Annotated in this window: 14 protein-coding genes and 1 pseudogene; 5 read left to right on the top strand and 10 right to left on the bottom strand. The window is 72.7% G+C overall.

What is annotated here, in order from left to right:
• Window positions 1-22 precede the first annotated feature (22 nt).
• The gene (locus tag B6R96_RS35740) at window positions 23-1,936 is read left to right on the top strand and encodes a hypothetical protein (protein WP_159396437.1); all 1,914 of its coding nucleotides are present in this window, start codon (window positions 23-25) and stop codon (window positions 1,934-1,936) included.
• A gap of 7 nt (window positions 1,937-1,943) precedes the next feature.
• On the opposite strand, the gene B6R96_RS35735 is transcribed toward B6R96_RS35740, so the two are convergent.
• From B6R96_RS35735 to B6R96_RS37070, 6 genes and pseudogenes are all read right to left on the bottom strand, one after another.
• On the bottom strand, window positions 1,944-2,786 hold the full coding sequence (locus B6R96_RS35735; RefSeq protein ID WP_030389525.1) for a hypothetical protein: 843 nt from the start codon (window positions 2,784-2,786) through the stop codon (window positions 1,944-1,946).
• Window positions 2,787-3,103: 317 nt separating this feature from the next.
• Window positions 3,104-3,529, bottom strand: a pseudogene (locus B6R96_RS35730) (flavin reductase family protein); the annotation flags it as partial.
• A gap of 159 nt (window positions 3,530-3,688) precedes the next feature.
• Window positions 3,689-4,237, bottom strand: coding sequence for a GNAT family N-acetyltransferase (locus tag B6R96_RS35725; RefSeq protein ID WP_081524869.1), 549 nt, complete (start codon window positions 4,235-4,237; stop codon window positions 3,689-3,691).
• A gap of 177 nt (window positions 4,238-4,414) precedes the next feature.
• Window positions 4,415-5,230 (bottom strand): hypothetical protein, encoded by an 816-nt coding sequence (locus B6R96_RS35720; protein ID WP_237291623.1) that lies wholly within the window; start codon window positions 5,228-5,230, stop codon window positions 4,415-4,417.
• Between the two features lie 335 nt (window positions 5,231-5,565).
• Window positions 5,566-7,302, bottom strand: coding sequence for an AAA family ATPase (locus B6R96_RS35715; protein WP_237291622.1), 1,737 nt, complete (start codon window positions 7,300-7,302; stop codon window positions 5,566-5,568).
• 117 nt (window positions 7,303-7,419) lie between these two features.
• The gene (locus B6R96_RS37070) at window positions 7,420-8,433 is read right to left on the bottom strand and encodes a hypothetical protein (protein WP_107475649.1); all 1,014 of its coding nucleotides are present in this window, start codon (window positions 8,431-8,433) and stop codon (window positions 7,420-7,422) included.
• A 142-nt stretch (window positions 8,434-8,575) separates the two neighbouring features.
• Between B6R96_RS37070 and B6R96_RS38385 the strand changes: the two genes are divergently transcribed.
• Entirely contained in the window at window positions 8,576-8,812 is a 237-nt protein-coding gene (locus B6R96_RS38385) for a hypothetical protein (RefSeq protein ID WP_237291621.1), read from the top strand.
• Window positions 8,813-9,202, top strand: coding sequence for a hypothetical protein (locus B6R96_RS35705; RefSeq protein WP_237291620.1), 390 nt, complete (start codon window positions 8,813-8,815; stop codon window positions 9,200-9,202).
• Window positions 9,203-9,231: 29 nt separating this feature from the next.
• On the opposite strand, the gene B6R96_RS35700 is transcribed toward B6R96_RS35705, so the two are convergent.
• Complete coding sequence (locus B6R96_RS35700; RefSeq protein ID WP_081524868.1) at window positions 9,232-10,095, bottom strand: alpha/beta fold hydrolase; 864 nt, start codon at window positions 10,093-10,095, stop codon at window positions 9,232-9,234.
• A 146-nt stretch (window positions 10,096-10,241) separates the two neighbouring features.
• On the opposite strand from B6R96_RS35700, the gene B6R96_RS35695 reads away from it, so the two are divergent.
• Complete coding sequence (locus B6R96_RS35695; RefSeq protein ID WP_081524867.1) at window positions 10,242-11,654, top strand: NUDIX domain-containing protein; 1,413 nt, start codon at window positions 10,242-10,244, stop codon at window positions 11,652-11,654.
• A gap of 32 nt (window positions 11,655-11,686) precedes the next feature.
• Here the strand turns inward: B6R96_RS35695 and B6R96_RS35690 are convergent, their stop codons facing one another.
• The 3 genes from B6R96_RS35690 to B6R96_RS35680 are packed head-to-tail and all read right to left on the bottom strand — an operon-like array spanning window position 11,687 to window position 15,368.
• The gene (locus B6R96_RS35690; protein WP_081525425.1) at window positions 11,687-14,074 is read right to left on the bottom strand and encodes an ABC transporter permease; all 2,388 of its coding nucleotides are present in this window, start codon (window positions 14,072-14,074) and stop codon (window positions 11,687-11,689) included.
• A 2-nt stretch (window positions 14,075-14,076) separates the two neighbouring features.
• A complete protein-coding gene (locus tag B6R96_RS35685; protein ID WP_081524866.1) occupies window positions 14,077-14,865 on the bottom strand; it encodes an ABC transporter ATP-binding protein in 789 nt (262 codons plus the stop codon).
• The gene (locus B6R96_RS35680) at window positions 14,862-15,368 is read right to left on the bottom strand and encodes a PadR family transcriptional regulator (protein WP_030389516.1); all 507 of its coding nucleotides are present in this window, start codon (window positions 15,366-15,368) and stop codon (window positions 14,862-14,864) included. The genes B6R96_RS35685 and B6R96_RS35680 overlap by 4 nt, the downstream gene beginning before the upstream one ends.
• 168 nt (window positions 15,369-15,536) lie before the next feature.
• Here B6R96_RS35680 and B6R96_RS35675 point away from each other — a divergent pair, with 168 nt between their 5' ends.
• Window positions 15,537-16,823: an ABC transporter substrate-binding protein gene (locus B6R96_RS35675; RefSeq protein ID WP_081524865.1), complete on the top strand. Its 1,287-nt coding sequence runs from the start codon at window positions 15,537-15,539 to the stop codon at window positions 16,821-16,823.
• Window positions 16,824-16,920: the final 97 nt, after the last annotated feature.

The following is a 16,920-nucleotide window of genomic DNA, read 5'->3' as shown; positions in this document are numbered from 1 at the left end:
CGTTGAGCGCTACCCCCAACTCGTGCGTCTGGCCTACCTCTCGCTGCCCACCACCCTCGACCGGCACTCCCGTGTGCTGCGCGCCCATCGGGCGGTCCAGCAGGCGCTGCGCTCCGCCGGCCGCGGCAGCCACGGCGGCGGCAGCACCGGCCCCGGTACGGAGGACCGCCCCGACATCTTGACGGCCGTACGGGCCGAAGTGGTCCGCCGCGTCGCCGGGCCGGGCCGACCGCCCCTGCCGTTGCCGCCGTGGGTGTGGGGGCTGCGGATGTGGCCCGCGGCGGAGGGCCTCGACGAGATCGCCCGTACCCTGGCCCCACTGACCCCGGCGGCCCGGGCCGCCCACGTACTGTGCCGGCTCGACGGGCTGGACGAGCCCGGGGCCGTACGCGTACTGGAGCACGCCGGGATCCGTGATGCGGCGGCCGCCGTCCGTGCGGCCCTCGCCGTCCCGACCGGCCCCGCGGACACCTCGGCGCCCACCGGGGAGGCGGGCCCGTACGCGGCCCTCCCCCACCCCACCGCGCTCGATGCCGCCGCGGTCAACACCCGCCCCTCCGACCTGCTCCGCCGCCGCAACCGGGTGCGCGCCGCCTGGGCGGCAATCGGCGTCCTGGTCCTCGCCGCCGTCCTCGGCCGGGCAGCAGCCGGGGGAGGTCCCGATCCGACCGCCTCCGGCCCCTACGCGGGCTCCCCTGCCGCCCGGACCGCCCTGGACCCCGCCAGGCTGGTCCGTGTCCCCGCCCAGGCCTGGTCCGACACCGGCCGGGTCGACTTCACCGCGTGGCCGGCCCGGGGCTCCCGTACGGGCGACAGCGCCCTCCTCACCCGTGCCCTCGGCACCTGGGCCGCACCGCCCGAGGGCACGGCGGTGACCGTCTCCCCCGCGACCCCGGCCGAACCCCCCGTCCACCCACCGCACCTGCTGTACGCGGGAGATGCCGACGGCCCGGCAGGTGCCCCGGGCGGTGCCTCCGCCGTCGTGCTCCTCGACGGGGACCGCATCGTCCGGTACGTCGAGCGCGACGGCCGCCGCCGCTCCCTCGACATCTCCCGGGTGGACGACGCCGGCGTCACCACCGCCGCGGCGCTCACCCTCGGCCGAACCGGCGACACGGCACGGCAGTTGCTCGCCCCCTGGATCGCGACCGCCGCCGAACGGGACCTGGGCGCTCCCGCCGAGCCCGTCCGCACCCTGCCGATCGACCGCGACGGCACGGTCCTGGCCCGTGTGCCCCGTACGGACGGACCGTGCGGCAGCCGGCCCGTACTGGAGGTCGCCTCATCGGCGCGGATCGTGGAGAAGCACTCCTTCCTCCTGGCCGACCTCGGCGGCCTGCTCCCGGTCCACCTCACGTACACGCCGCTCGCGGAGGGCGCCGCGGCCGTACCGGCGCGGCAGCCCCGGGAGGCCACGGGGCCCGCCGCCCTGGAACGTTGGGCGCAGGAGGCCTGCACGCTGCAGGGGGTGGACGCCCGCGCCGTACGGTCGGTGAACCTGTGGGACTTCGCCGCGGCCGACCTCCCCGAGAACTCCGGACGGGCCGTCTGGTCGTGCAGCCGCGCCACCCACTGGTCGGGACAGGGCGATGTCGAGGTACGCCTGCGCCCGGCCGGCGGGTCCTCGGTGCCGGTGGCCCGGGCCCGCGCCACGGCCGCCTGCGGCCGGTTCGGCCAGCACGTCCTCGCGGGCACGGTGTGGAGCGCACCCTCGGGGCGGCCCTACCTGCTCGCCGCGGGCAGCCGCGAGGTCGCCGAGATCGACGCCACCGGTCCCGTACGCGCCCACGCCTCGGGCCGCTCCCTGACCGCACCGGCACCGGCGCCTGCGCCTGCACCTGCTCCCGCACCGGCCGCCCGGCCCGCGTTGACCGCGCGGCTGCACAGCGGAGCCGTCATCACGGGCCTGGACGGCGACCGCGGAGGGCGGGACTAGGAGCGGCCTACGGCCGTTCGAAGAACTGGAGGACGCCGCCGATCGAGAAGCTGATGGCGCCGGTCAGTGTGCCCCAGTTGGCGATGCCGACATTGACCAGGTCGCCGGTGCCGGGGCGGGTGAAGGCGGCCACGGCCGAGACCATGAAGAGCAGAGAGCCGATCTGGTTCACCGCGACGATCCACCACCCGAGGCTGCGCGAGCGGAAGCAGATCCGGGAGCGATGGCAGATCTCGACGAACGCCAGATGCCCCGAGATCAGGAACAGCACGCACCCGATGACGTCGGGGGTCCAGATCAGCCGGTTGACCTGCTGGACGGTGAGGCCCTGCAGGAAGGAGTCGAACAGGTTGATGCCGAAGACCAGTGTTCCGACGAACAGGACGAACGTGCTCAGCCAGTCCAGCCGCATCGGCTCGTACCCCCACCACCTCCAGTCGGCCGTGCCGAGGAACCGGCCATCGGGAGCGTGGCGGGGCGCGTTCAGCACCTGGAGGAGCGAGGCGTAGCCCCCGGTGTTGAAGAACAGTCCCCCGGCGAAGTACACGCAGGCGCTCTGGAACGGATCACCCGCGCCGAACTGGGCGAGGGCCGCCCCGATCGCGAAGAGCGCCCCGCCGATGACGAACGCGCTCGAGGCGATGGCGTTGAGCCTGCGCAGCCGGTGCAGTGCCTGCGGACCGGCGGGCGAGGGCCGGTCGGCCGTGTCCCCCGGGCCCCGGACCGACAGCGTGCCGCGCCTGCGCGCCAGCCGCGAGTCCCAGACCACCGTCTCCCCTTGGGGGCGCTGCCAGGTGAGCCGGGTGGTGAACGGTCCTGCGCCTTCGACGCGCTGCTCGGGCTGTCCCACGTCCTGAGCCTAGTGTCGGGGGCGGCTCCGGCCGGTGAGCGAAACGTACCTGCCGCAAGGCGATCCGACGCGTGCCGAGCCGAGCCGGTTGCACCCGCTACCTCGTGACGCGGTCCGTCGCGCGGTGCGGCATGTTCCAGCCCTTGGCGAGCTTCGACGGGCGGAGACTGGTTGGTTCCGCCTCCGAAGAACTCACAGAACTTCATGATCAGCGGGTCCCAGCCGACCGGATCCACGTAGTGGGTTCCCGGGATGACCAGTTCCTCGTCCACATGGGCGCGGAGCACCTCGACCTGGAAGGCGGTGGCGTCCGTATCGCCGCCGCCGAAGGGGTGCGCCGAGACGGTCCTGCACTCCAGTTGAACGGGGCATTCCGCGACCCTGGGGGCCCGTACCAGGTCCGATGCCTGCTCGGTCAGCCCTGCGGCCGCGAACTTGTCCGGCTCGTACCGGTAGCCCTGCTTCGTCTTGTAGTCGGGCATGTCCGGCTTCCCGGTGGTGAGCGCGATCCGGTCGACGGCATCGGCCATCGCCGACGAGGGCAGGTTGAGCACGCACTCGCCCTCCCGCAGCAGGTTCGCGGTCGTCCGGGCGTTGTTGCCCAGCCCGAGCATGCAGTACCGGCCGAGCCACCATGCGGAGGACATCGGCGCCAGGTTCGCCGTCCCGTCCTCGTTGCGTGAACTGATCAACACCACCGGAGTTCCGAAGTACAGGACCTTGAGCCCGGGGACCACGTGCATCTGCTGCGCCTTTCGCGGGGTGTCGGTCGGAGCGACCGGCTCGCGATCGGGAGCGCGGGCCGTCACCGACTCTCTCCCGGGCGGGCATGCACTTGCTGGCGGGAATCCGACCTCGCGTTCGGCGGTCGGTCACCGGCCGGAGGGGTCCGGCCGCCGAGCTCAACCGGACGGCGTGGTCGGGGGCCGTACGCCGAACCACTGCTCGGCGCCGTACTCCTCGAACCGCCCCACCTCGGTGAATCCCAGTCTCGCCGCGAGGCGCATCGCGCGGTCGTTGGCGGTCTGGGTACAGAGGACCACCGGCTCGCCGGGAAGCGCGTCGGCGCACCAGTCGAGTGCCGCTGCACACGCCTCGGCGGCGTACCCGCGCCCCCACGCCTCCGGCAGGAACATGTAGCCGAGCTCGACCTCACCGGCGTCGGGACGGACGTGACCCGGTCGCCCCGCGTCGCGCCGATCGAGCGTGATCATGCCGATCATCGCTCCGTCGACATCGATCACGAAGAAGCCGGGGCGCCGCCCCGGCACCTCGGGCACCGCGGCTTCGAGCTCGTCGCGGGGCCGGGGGCCGCCGGTGTAGGTACCCACCTCGGGCGATGCGAACAGCTCGATGACCGCCGCCCGGTCGCGGGCCTCGGACTGACGCAGAACGAGCCGTTCGGTCCGTATGGGGGCGGGTGGCCAGCTCACAGGCCCAAATTCGATCATGGCAGGCAACCTATCGCAGAGCCCGGCCGAGCCGTCCGACGCGAAGCGTCAACCACGCGGCGATGAGACGCACTTCGCGCGCACCAAGGCCTCATCCGGGCCGGCGCGGCCAATCCTGCGGGAGGTTGGGCTGCGCACGTCCGGCAGCCGGACGAGCGTGCGCCGGAACCTCGGTGGTCAGATCGCGGTGGGGATGTAAGGCGCTGCCGCGACCTGGGCCATCGTCCGAAGTCTCGCAAAGTAGGCGGCGCAGTACTCCTCGTTGATCAGCGGCACGATCTTGTCGAGGGCGGCGATGCAGCCCCACAGGTAGGCGATGCCGCTGTCGTCGAGTCCACCTTTCAGCTCCCTCTGTACGAGGCCGGCAACGTCGGCGTCCAGGAGGACCAGGTCCACGCCGTCGAAGTCCACGCCGCGGAAGCCGTCGGGGAACAGGGCGCGCAGGTGGTCCTCCCACAGCCCGGTGAGTCCGACTTCGGTCTGTGCTCCGCCCACGTCGGCGGCTGTCGCCTCTGCCGCAGACGCTGGGCGAAGGAGCAGGGAGACGGCATCGAAGACGGCACGCACCATTGCGAGTGCCCGGAGCGGGCGGAGGGCGGCACTTGACTCGGCGCCCTGCGTGAGCTTTTCGCGCAGCAGTCGGCTGCGGTCGAGTTCGACAGCGAGTCCGGCCGTGATGAGCCCTGCGTCGGTGGCTCGCTCGATGAGGAGGTGGAGCGGTCCGTTCGTGCCCAGTCGCTCGGCGAGGACATGCTCGAGGGCGAACAGGGAGTGCGTGACCGCGACGGTGGCGAACTCGTACCGGTAGTAGGAGTGCCGGATGAGCTCCCGGGACGTTTCCATCGCGCTCATGACGTACATCGACGCGTCGACGGGCAGAACCAGGTCGGCAACCAGGGCGTGCATGTCCACGTAATCGCGAACGAGGTCGCGGGCGCGCACGTCCTGTACCGGCCGGAGGAGCGGGTCCGGCGGCGGTGGCAGGGTGTTCACCAGTGCAGTCTTGTCGCCCGACAGCTGTCGATGCCATCGGTTTACTCGGGGCGGTCGCCAAGCCGTCTGCCCACGTCGCCGCTGGCCCGGGCCGACCTGGAGAGCCCCCCGACCCCGATGCCGTTGTCCAAGCAGCGGCCGTTGCCGCTGGGGTCCGCTCCTGGACGTACCAGGACTGCTCCGATACCGGCCGACCTCGCACCGCTCGTACGACAGCTGTTGATGGGCAGTAGCAACCGGACACATCGGGCGATCGCGGCTGGTATGCGAGCGCGCTGGAAGGTCCGCAACGCTGCATCGGTTGTATGCCTTGCTGTTCTCGTATGCTCTGCCGCTCAAGCCTCCGGAGCGGCCGAGGGACGGGGCTGGATGCTGCCGGTGAGCTCCTGGTGCGCGTCCATGACGTCACACACGTACAGCGTGGTGACCTCGTCCTGCGACGGAACTCCTGAGATGCCGTGCCTGTCGAAGACGCGCAGGTCCCGCGCCGCAGCGGTCTTCCGGGCGAGTTCGCGCGCGAAGCGGCCGTTGCCGAGCCGGTCGATGGCGCCCTCGGCGACGACGAGATCGCAGGACATGCGCAACGCGACGGCCGCCTCCTCGGTGAGCGAGTCCCCCTGGGCTGCCAGGAACGACTCCGCGATCAGCACCAGTTCGTCAACCGTGTAGGAGGGGAAGTCCACCCGGGTGCTGAAGCGGGAGGCCAGACCCGGGTTGGTGGACAGGAGCTCGGCGATCTCGTCCGGATACCCGGCCAGAACCACGACCAGGCGGTGCCTGTCGTCCTCGGCGCGTTTCAGCAGTACCTGCAGCGCCTCCTTCCCGAAGGCGTCACCACCTGAATAGCCGGTGTTGGACAGCGCGTACGCCTCGTCGATGAAGAGGACGCCGTCCAGCGCCCGGTCGATGGCCTCGGACGTCTTGATCGCCGTCTCTCCGAGGTGCCCTCCCACGAGGTCGACGCGCTGAGCCTCGACAACATGGCCCCGCTCGAGCAGGCCGAGCCCGGCAAACACCTTGCCGACGACGCGGGCGACCGTGGTCTTGCCCGTGCCGGGCGGCCCGGCGAACACCAAATGCTGAGGTGCCGGCGCTGCGGCAAGGCCCTGGCTCCTGCGCACCGCCGCCATCCTCAGCTGTGCCGACAGGCTCCGCACCTGGCGCTTCACCGGAGCCAGACCGACCATCGCATCCAGTTCGGCCATCGCCTCGTCCAGCAACACCGAGCGCTCCTCGTCGCTCAAGGTGCCTCCGGAGGGGCCCTCGTGCTGTTCCCGCGGCGCAGCGGAGGCCGCCTGGGCGGGCACGCGTGCAGCGGGCGGGGGCGTCACCTTCGCGCGCTGGGCCACATCGGCCAGATTCGGGCTGTACCGGAACGCCCTCTGGAACTGCTGCAGCGCCTCCTCGGCCCGGCCGAGTTGCTCGTATGCGCCGCCGCGCAGATAGGCGACCTCCCCGAGAAAGCCGGCGTTGTCGCCGAGCGCCAGCGGGAGCGGGTTCAGCACATTGAGCGCCTCGTGGGAGACGCCCTGAGCGATGAGGCCGGCCGCGACACAGAGCTGCGACTCGTCCCGGAGCAAGGAGTCCCGGATCCCCTCGGCAAACGTCAGCAGGAGTGGCCAGTCCTTCTTCAGGACGGCGTACCGCGCGCAGACGAACCGGGTCTCGTCGCAGTCGAGCACGGCGTGGGAGAGCATGTCCCACGCCTGGTCGAGCAGCCCGTCGTCCAGGAGTTTCGCCGCCCGCGCGAGCCACAGGTCGCGGGGCGTCTCCAGGCGAAAGGTGACGTAGGTCCCGATCTGGAACCGGGAGGACAACGGGGTCTGGAGCATCGTGCGCATTTCCCCGAAGGACTGGGCCTGAGCGTGCATGGCCTCGACCGCCTGGCCCTGGAGCTGTCCGGCGGCGTGAAGCCCCAACCAGGCATCGGCGGCGTGCGGATTGTGCTCAACGGCAGCGCGGAAGGAATCTGCCGCAGCGCCCCGGTTGCCCAGCCTCAGCTGCGCGACCCCCTGAAGCCATGCCTGCTCGCACTTCTTGATCGAACTCCGTGATACGGACGGCCCCTGCACCAAGCTCTCCCCTGCTGTCGTCCGGTGACCTGCTCCAGGCGCACGGAACGTGCGGCTGGTCCTGTCATCAAGTGATACCTGAGAGCTGCCGTTCAATGGCGGGAGCTCTCCCCTCGGTCAGCCCCAGGGGTCGGGGTCGATGAGTCCCGGTGCGGCTTCGTTCAGCAGCTGGTCGAGGGTGCGGGCGAGGCCCTGTTCGTCGTCCACGTGGGCGATCCACCGGACGCGGTCGAGGTCACGGGCCAGGTCGGGGGCGGAGACCAGAGCATCGAGCACCGTGCGCAGCTCGTCCGGAACCGGGTCGTCCACGAGGCAGAGCCAGCCGAGCGCGGCAGCCACCCGGACGTCCGCGGGCTGCGCCGGGTCGGGCCACAGGGAGCGCAACCGGGCAGCGGCGCCGGGGACGGGGTTCTCACGGGCAAGTTCGGCGAAGGCCAGGACGAGGCTCGCGCGGCCCCCGGGAGTCTCCTCGACCGCGAGGCGGGCGCGGAGGGCGTCCGCGATGCGGTCGGCTTCGCCGGTGGCCGTGGCGAGGGCGTAGCAGGCGGCGGTGCGGACCTCGGGGTCCGGGTCGTGGAGGAGGGGAAGGAGCAGGTCGGCGTCGGCGGTGAGGGCGTTGCGTGCCGCCTCGACGGACCAGTTCATCGCGTAGCCGGAGCAGTCGCAGAGCCGGTCCTGCGCGGCCACTTGGAGGAAGGTGGCGCGGGTGCCGTACCCCCAGTGCGCGCGGCGGGCGGCAGCGGTGGCCAGGCCGAGCGTTTGCGCACGGTGGTGCGCCGTCGGGTCTGCGGCGACGCGCAGGAGGAACGGCACGGCCAGGGGGGCCGCGGAGCCGACGGTGCCCTGGTGGACCAGGCTGCTCCGCAGCCGGCCCAGGGCGTGGTCCGCCGCCTCGGCGTCCGAGCGCAGCCGGGCCAGCAGCCCGGGTACGTCGTCGGCCGAGCCGTAGGCGTGCCCGAAGCGGCTCCACGGCACCTCGTCGAGACGGAACTCGTCCTTGACGTGCTGCGGCATGGCCGCGATCACCATGCGCACGTCGAGTGGAGTGCCTTCGTACGACTCGATCCCGTTCCTGCGCACCTGCTCGTGATCAAACACCAGCTCCTCGGCCGCCGTCACACGTCTCCCCATCCGCTCTTCTCCCCTGTTCGAAGATCGAGTATCCGGCACCGGGCCCGGTGGGCGGACCAGGCATTCGGGTCGCCACGGCATGGTGCCTGGCCGACGGAGCGGTGCGCCGGGATGCTGGTGGCCGAACGAGGCAGGAGAAACCGTGGACGAACCCGGCTTCCAGGGTGCCCGGAGTTCGGCTTCCACCGGTGCGAGCCGTGGTGTTGCCGGCGAGCCCGGGGTCATCGGCATCGCGCTCGGGGCGGTACTGACCGCCGTCCTCGCACAGGGTTCGTGGCAGTGGTTCGCCACGTACATCGGGGTGACGCTCCTTACCGTGCTCCTCACCCTCTACCGGCTTCCGCGGTGGACGCCCGCGCCCGGTCTCCGCTCTGCGTAGGTGGGGAACCTGGCGGCGTACTCCCTGGTCGTCGGCCTGTGCGTGGCGATCACCCTGGCACCCGTGTTCCAGCGCTGGGCGTGGCTGTTCCCGATGCCGGGCACGCGGGCCAGGTGTCCTGCCCTGGGCAGGTACGAGAGCATCCGGACCGAGGCGGCGCTGGCGGACCTGGCCGGTCGCGACGGTGCCGCCCTGGCGCTCACTCAGGAGGCCCAGAGCCATACGGCCGTTGCCGACCGCTTGTCCGCCACGACGACGCTGTGGTTGCCGGTGTACGCGGCCGGGGCGGCCCTGCTGGTGGGGCTGGGCGCCTACTGCGTGGATCGGGTACGGGCGACGAGGAGCGGGGAAGGCGGCGCCCGCACCGGCCCCGGCCCTGGCCGGCCGTAGGCCTGCTTCCGGCAGCGCTCCGTCGGCGTTCAGGAGGTGACGTCGTCGGTGCCGGTGTGGTCGAGGACGGCGGCGACGATCGTCGGCCAGTCGGCCCGGTCGATGCCGTGACCCGCGTCCGCCAGAGCCAACAGCCGTGCAGCGACGATCTGTTGTGCGAGTACCTCGCCGTGGCGGAGCGGGAACATCGGGTCGGCCGTCCCGTGGATCACCAGGGTGGGTACCGCGATCGAGGACAGGGATGCGCGTGGGGGCTCGCCGTCCGGAAGGCAGTCGTGGTTGCGTGCCGCGCCGAAGTCGTCCGCGCGCTCGACGTCGCGGCGGACCAGGCCGCGGGCGGCGGTCTCGTCGAACGGGCGCCGGCCGCCCGCGAGGACGCGCGCGTAGGCGACCTGATGGTCGATCACCGAGTCGGCGTCCGACCAGTCCACCTGCGCGGTCGTGACGAACCGCATGAACTCCTCGGTCGGCGGGGGCAGGTCGCGGTCCCCGTCGCCGGGCACGGCGCAGGACGTGCTGATCAGCACGAGCGTGAGGACGCGGCGTGCGTGGTCCAGGGCGAGCAACTGCGCGAGCGCCCCGCCGGCGGAGACGCCCACGACGTGCGCGGCCGCGATCCCCCGGGCGTCGAGCACCCGCACGGCATCGGCGACGAGGTCCGCGCCGGTGTATCCGGGACGGCCCGGCTCGTAGGTGACCGATCTCCCGGTGTCGCGGTGGTCGTAGCGGATCACGAAGCGGCCGCCCTCGGCGAGCATCCGGCAGAAGCCCTCCTCCCACCAGAGCATCGAGGCGCCCGTCCCCATGATGAGCAGTACGGGCGGATCCGACGGGTCGCCGAAGGACTCGGTGCACAGTCTGATGCCTTCCGCCTCGATGATGCGCTCGGCCATCGTCGTCGCCTCTCCTCTGCTCGCCTCTTCTGTCCCATGGTGCCCGGGTGTGCGGGAATCGGTCGCGCGCAAGGCCCGGCCGGGGAATCGTGGTTCGGTGGCGGCCCCGGCCGTGCAGCCGACGACGACGATCGGAGACGCAACGCATGACCTCGTTCGAACCGGTGGCCCACGGCGGTCCCCGGCACACCGTGCCCGTCGACGTCCATCTCGTCCTGCGCCGCGACGGCGGATCCGGCCCCGAGGTGTTGCTGTCGCGCCGGGCCGGCCCCGTGTACGCCGCCGGGATGTGGCACCTGCCCTCCGGGCATCTGGAACCGGGCGAGGACATGGTCGAGGGGGTGATCCGGGAGGCCCGTGAGGAGACCGGTGTCGTCATCGCGGCCGAGGACGTGGCCGCGGCGGTCACGGTCCACCATCGGCCTCCCCGGGGCGCCGGTTCGCGGATCGGCGTCCTCTTCGAGGTGCGGCGGTGGTCGGGAGCGCCCCGGGTGATGGAGCCGGACCGGTGCGACGGGATGGGCTGGTACCCGTTGGACGGTCTGCCGGATCCGATGGTGGCGTACTGCCGGGCCGGACTGGACGCCTACCGCGCCGGCCTGCCCGCCGCCGTGCACTTCCAGCGGCCCGGCGACCCCGTCGCGTACGCCGCGGACGCGGTGGACCGCACCCGTCTCGTGCCGGGGCCGCCCACCGGCGGGGTGGAGCTGCCGCGCCGGCTGAGGGAGTTCGCCGAGCACGCCGTCGGCCGGATCGCGGAGGCCGCCGACACCTCCTGGGCGCGCACCGGCAGCCGGGTGTGGCGCCTCACCGGCTCCGGCGGCGGCATCTGGTACCTCAAGCAGCACCGCGGCCCGGCCTTCCACGACCGGGAGGTGGCCGCGTACCGCGCGTGGGTCCCCGTGCTCGGGCGCGGGGCTCCCCGGCTCGTCGCGGCCGACCCGGCGGTGCGGGCCGTCGTCGTCACCGCGCTGGCCGGCCGGTCACCGCGCGGGATGCTCCTCGACGCCGCGGCCGAGGTCCACCTCCACCGGGAGCTGGGCCGCCTGGCTCGCGCGCTGCACCGCTCGGCCCCCGAGCGGCCGGCCGGACCTGCCACCGCCGCGGCCACGGTGAAGCGCCACCTGGAGGAGGCCCGGCCCCACCTGGCGGCCGGGGACGAGGAGCTGGTCCTCGGCCTGGTCCCTATCTACGAGGACCTCCCGCGGCCCGTGCTGGTGCCCACGCACGGGGACCTCCAGTACCGCAACGTGCTCCTGGCCGACGACGGCGAAGTGACGCTGTTCGACTTCGAGCGGTCGGAGTACGCCACCGCGACCCGCGACATGGTGCGCCTGAGCGATACGTGGACCGGGCGGGCCGATCTGCGCACCGCCTTCCTCGACGGGTACGGCAGGGCGCTGACGCCCGCCGAGGAACTCGCGCAGGACTGCGAAGCCGCTTTCGACGCGGTCTCCGGGATCGCGTACGGCGCCCGCCACCAGGACCCGGAGGTCACGGAACGCGGCCACCGCACCCTGTCGCGACTGCACGCGTCCCACCGCGCGCGTAGCCGATAGCCCGCAGGCCGCAGGCCGCAGGCCGCAACCCGTCAGAGGGTTTCGCTGAGGGAGTCCGCCAGTCGGCGCCGGGCCGCGCGTGCCGCCGGGAGTGCCGCCGCGGCCACCGCGCCCAGCACCGACCCGACGATCACGGTCAACAGCACGGGCAGGGAAGGCAGTTGGGCGATTCCGGCGCCGATACCGCTCGACGCGCCCTGGGTGTCGACCAGCCACCTGCCGGACAGCAGCCCCAGGGCCGTACCGGCGACGGCGGAAGCCAGGGCGGTCAGTCCGGCGGCCGTCACGATCATCGAGCCGATCTGCCGGGGCGTCAGCCCGATCGCCTTCAGTGCGAGCAGGTCACGGCCCCGGTCGCGGACACCGGTGCTGATCAGGGTGAGCAGTTCGATCAGGCCGATCAGGGCCAGCACCGCGATCAGGGCGGCGATCACTGCGCGCGCCGGTTCCAGCCGGTCGACCGGGTTCGGTGTCTCCCGGACCTCCAGCGTTCCCCCCGCCGTCCCGGCGAGCGCGGCGCCGACGGCCCGGGGGTCGGCGCCCGCGCGCAGCACCAGGGCGTGGAAGTCGGGCCGCAGCTCCGGATCGCGCTCGCGCAGTGCGTCGAGGGTCGTGGTGATCACCCGGCCCCCGGACTCGGGTTCGATGGTGCGGCCGACGACGTGCAGGATCTGCGGCCGTCCCTCGACGGTCATCCGGACCCACGCGCCGACCCGCACCCCGAGGAGGTCGAGCAGTCCCTGCCCCGCCACCGCCTCGTCCGGACCGCTGACGGCGCGTCCTTCCACCACCTTGGAGGGGTAGGGGTCCCGGGCGGTACCCAGCCCCCGGAGGGTGATCGTTCCGGTCTGCCCCGGCACGAGCGCCGCCATCTCGGCGCCCGGGTGGACGGCTTCGACGTCCGGTACGGCAGCGAGGGTCCGCTCCAGTTCCGCTTCGGCGGACGCGGCCGGCTGGGCGGCCCGTACGGTCAGTGCCGCGGGCAGTCCCACCTGTGCGGGGCGGCTGCGGAACTGGTCCAGCGTCGACCAGGCGACGAGCGCGACGGTGATCAGGAGCAGTGGCAGGGCGAGCCGGGCCACGGGGACGAGGGTGCGGCCGCGCCGCGGGAAGGCCGCGCGCCATCCCAGGACCAGGGCGGGGGGCACGCGTACGCCGAGGGCGCGCCTGCCGAGCGCGGTCATCGGGGCGGCGGAGGGCAGTGCGGCCCGGGCCACGGGCACGGGCGGGACCCGTCCGGCCCGCCAGGCCGAGAGTCCGGTTGCGGCCGCGATCAGCAGCACGGCTCCGCAGGGGACGCCGATCATGAGCGCGGTGTGGCCGGGCAGGTCCTGCCAGACCGCGGCCGCCTCGCCGATCCTGCCGGGTATCCGGGCGCCCAGCAGGGCGATCGCCGCGGTGCCGAGGGCCACGCCGAGGAGTGCGAAGGCCAGGTGCTGGACGAGGAAGCCGCGGGTCACCTGGCCGGGGGTGAATCCGATGGCCTTGAGGACGGCGATGTCCCTGAGCTGGCCGCGGACCCGGGCGCCGATGGCTCCGGCGGCGGCGAGCGCGGCCGCGAGCAGCGCGCCGAGCCCGAAGACGGCGAACATCTGCCCGAGCAGTCGGTCGTCGCCGCCCGCCTCGGCGCGTGCCTGCTGCCAGTTGGTGACCTGGGCGACCCGGTCGGCGCCGAGGACGGTCACGGCGCGCTGGACGATGAAATCGGTGTCGTCCGGGTCGGCCAGGCGCAGGCCCACGCTCTGCCCGGTCTCTGTGGGGGCGATCTCACCGAGGGTGCCGGACAGTACCCAGCCGATGCCGGGGCCGCCGCCCGGGTGGTAGCGGGGCTCGGCCACCTCGGCGATCCCGCTCACCCGCAGTGCGTGCGGGGCGCCGTCGGGGCCGGTGACCCGGATCGTGTCGCCCGGTTCCGCCCAGAGCGCCCGCGCGACCGAAGCCTCCAGTACGACGGCACCGGTGCCGGTGCCGGCACGCGCCCCGGCGTCCGTGCCGGCGCCCGTACCGCTACCGCTACCGCTACCGCTGCCGGACTCGTCCGGCCCGGTGAGCCAGCTGCCGGCGGTGACGAGCGGCCGCCCGGTCTCCGGGGGCGCCGCCCCGGCGGCGCGGAGCGTCACCCCGACCCGGGCGCCGCGCGACTCGACCGTCGTCGCCGCTGTGCGGTAGGGCCCGGAGAGGGCGGCGACCCCCTCCACGCGGGACAGGGCCGCCATGTCCGCCCCGGCGCGGGTGTGCAGCCAGATGTGGGCGCCGTGGGACTGGTTGAAGACGCGCTGCCAGGGGTTCGCGGCGTAGCTGAACAGTGCGCCGGCGAGCAGTAGCGAGGCGATGATCCCGGCGCTGGCCAGGACGACGAAGAGGGCTTCGCCGCGGTGCGCGCGGAAGTCGGCGTGTGCCCAGCGCAGGGTGGCCCGCACGGTCACCGCTTCGGTTCCGGTTCCGGGTCCAGGTCCAGCACGCCCGAGACACCCCGGGCGGGCGGGCGGTGGCCGCCGCCGAGGTGCGCGTCGTCGGCTATCCGTCCGTCGAAGAAGCTGATGACGCGGTCGGCGGCGCTGGCCATCCGGGCGTCATGGGTGACCATCATGATCGTCTGGCCGCGCTGGTGGAAGCGGGAGAGCAGCCGCAGCACCTCGCGGGTGCCCTTGCTGTCGAGGCTGCCGGCCGGTTCGTCCGCGAGCAGGAGTGCGGGGTGGTTGACCAGGGCGCGGGCGAGCGCGACGCGCTGCTGTTCGCCGCCGGACAGTTCGCCGGGCATGGACCGTTCGCGGCCTTCGAGGCCGAGGTCGGCGAGCAGTTCGGCGCGGGATGCGCGGGCGGCCTTCGGGGAGGCTCCGGCGAGCAGGGCGGGCAGTTCGACGTTGTCGGCGACGGTGAGGTTGGAGACCAGGTTGAAGAACTGGAAGACGACGCCGATGCTGCGGCGCCTGAGGACCGCCCAGCGGGCCTCGCGGTATTCGTCGACGCGTTCGCCGCCGAGCCACAGCTTGCCGCTGTCGGGACGTTGGAGGCCGCCTATCAGGTGCAGCAGCGTGGACTTGCCGGCTCCGGAGGGTCCGGTGACCGCGACGAACTCGCCCGGCCGGACGGACAGGTCCACTGCGCGTACGGCGTGCACCGGTACGCCTTCGCCGTGGTGCGTCTTGGTCAGGCCCTCGGCCCGCACTATGGGCTCGCCGGGAGCGGCGGTGGTGGCGTCGTCGCTCATTCCAGCTCCTCCTGGCAGCGTTCCAGCCAGTCGAGGTCGGCCTGCAGGTGCAGCATGGCGCCCTCGATCAGCAGTTGGGAGATCTTGTTGTCGCGGTCCTCCGCCGCGGCCAGCTTGGACAGGTCCCGCATGGTGTTGAGGTACTGCCGCCGCTGTTTGTTGATCAGTGCGACCGGATCGGCCAGACCCGACTGCGGTGCGAGGGCGAGCTTCATGAAGAACTCGTCCCGTACCCGGGGTTCCTCGGCGGTTTCCTCGAACCAGGCCTGCACGGCTTCGCGCCCGGCGTCCGTCAGGCGGTACGTGCGCTTGTTGGGCCGTCCCGACTGCTCGACGTCCTCGCCCTCGATCAGGCCGCTCTTCTCCAGCCGGCCGAGGGTGACGTAGATCTGGCCGACGTTCGGCTGAGGGTACGCGGCGCCCAGGAGCTTCTCAAGGTCCTGCTTCAGCTCGTAACCGTGCGCAGGGCTACGGGTGAGGAGCGCAAGGAGCGCCAGCCGCACTCGCTCCCCCTCCTTCCCGCTCCGTAGTCAACGGTTCACTCGGCGGCGGGCCGAGTTGCGCCGCCGTCCGTCTCGTCTGCCTGGGCGTCTAGTATCGCCCATGCCTAACGGGTATATATAGGCCACGATGGTCGGCGGCGCAGCCGGATCGTGCACTGGGAGGAATCTATGCGGTGGATGCGTGCCGCGGGTAGAGCTCTCCTGGTCGGGGCGGTCGTACTGGCGGGTTACACCGGTTTCGGCGTCCGGGCCGACGCGGGGGCGGCCTCCGGGGCGTCTTCCGGGGACCGCGGGCCGCTCACGCTCGTGACGGCGGGCGATCTGACGGACTACCTCCCGCCGCTCCTCGAGGACTGGAACGACGCCCATCCCGACGAGCGGGTCACGCTCGTCGAGCTGCCCGACTCGGCGGACGAGACCCGGGCCCAGATGATCAGCGAACTGCGATCGGGCCGCGACCGGTTCGACGTGCTGAACATCGACGTGGCCTGGACGTCCGAGTTCGCCGCGGCCGGGTGGATCTCCCCCCTCCCGCGCGAGCGCTTCCCGCTGGACGCCTTCCTGCGCCCGGTCGTCGACACCGCGACCTTCGACGGGCGGCTGTACGCGGTCCCGTACGTCACCAACGCGGGCCTGTTGTACTACCGCAAGGACATCCTGGACCGGGCGGGCGAGGAGCCGCCGCGCACCTGGGCCGATCTGGTCCGCCAGGTGCGCACGATCGCCCCGCAGTACGGACTCGACGGCTATGCCGGCCAGTTCCTGCCGTACGAGGGCCTCACCGTGAACGTCACGGAGGCCGTGCACTCGGCGGGCGGGTCGATCCTGCGCGACGACGGGGCCCGCGTGAGCGTGGACTCCGACGCGGCGCGCGCCGGGCTGCGGTTCCTCGCGGACGGTGTGCGGGACGGCTGGATCTCCCGCGACGCGCTCGGCTACAAGGAGGAGGAGTCGCGGCAGGCCTTCCAGGACGGCCGGCTGCTCTTCCTGCGGAACTGGCCCTACGTGTACGCGGACGCGGGCGCGGAGGGGTCGAAGATCGCGGGCCGGTTCGGTGCCGTGCCGCTGCCCGGAGCGGACGGGCCCGGCACCAGTGTGCTGGGCGGCTCCAACCTCGCGGTGAGCAGCCGTGCGCGGCATCCGGCGTCGGCGGCCGACCTGATCTCGTACCTCACCAGTGAGCGGGTCCAGCGGCAGGTGCTCACGCGGGGTTCGCTGCCGCCGGTGCGCGCCGCACTGTACGAGGACCCCGAGCTGGTCCGGGCGCATCCGTACCTGCCCACGCTCCGCCAGAGCCTGCTGTCGGCGGTGCCGCGCCCCAAGAGTCCGCGCTACGACCAGGTGAGCCTCGCCGTGCAGGCCGTGGCGCAGGACGTGATGGCGCTGCGCCAGACGCCCGAGGAGGCGACGGCGCGGCTCGCGCGCGAACTCGGGGCCATTTCCCGCAAGGGCTGAGCCCACTCCGCGGTCCCCTTTCTGTGTCACCCCAAGGGTCTCTACTTACATGTTAAGTAGAGACCCTTCTTCATGCATGCGGGCCTTTAGGTACAAA

The sequence above is a fragment of the Streptomyces sp. Sge12 genome, from assembly GCF_002080455.1.
Taxonomy (GTDB): Bacteria; Actinomycetota; Actinomycetes; order Streptomycetales; family Streptomycetaceae; genus Streptomyces.
Note: the sequence above shows the minus strand (reverse complement) of the source record. Positions and strands in the feature narration are given on the sequence as shown.

Excerpts from the sequence above, each read along its gene's own strand:
- B6R96_RS35685 (WP_081524866.1), bottom strand. The coding sequence starts at position 14,865 with ATGAGCGACGACGCCACCACCGCCGCTCCCGGCGAGCCCATAGTGCGG.
- B6R96_RS35675 (WP_081524865.1), top strand. The coding sequence starts at position 15,537 with ATGCGGTGGATGCGTGCCGCGGGTAGAGCTCTCCTGGTCGGGGCGGTC.
- B6R96_RS35695 (WP_081524867.1), top strand. The coding sequence starts at position 10,242 with ATGACCTCGTTCGAACCGGTGGCCCACGGCGGTCCCCGGCACACCGTG.
- B6R96_RS35700 (WP_081524868.1), bottom strand. The coding sequence starts at position 10,095 with ATGGCCGAGCGCATCATCGAGGCGGAAGGCATCAGACTGTGCACCGAG.
- B6R96_RS37070 (WP_107475649.1), bottom strand. The coding sequence starts at position 8,433 with ATGGGGAGACGTGTGACGGCGGCCGAGGAGCTGGTGTTTGATCACGAG.
- B6R96_RS35725 (WP_081524869.1), bottom strand. The coding sequence starts at position 4,237 with ATGATCGAATTTGGGCCTGTGAGCTGGCCACCCGCCCCCATACGGACC.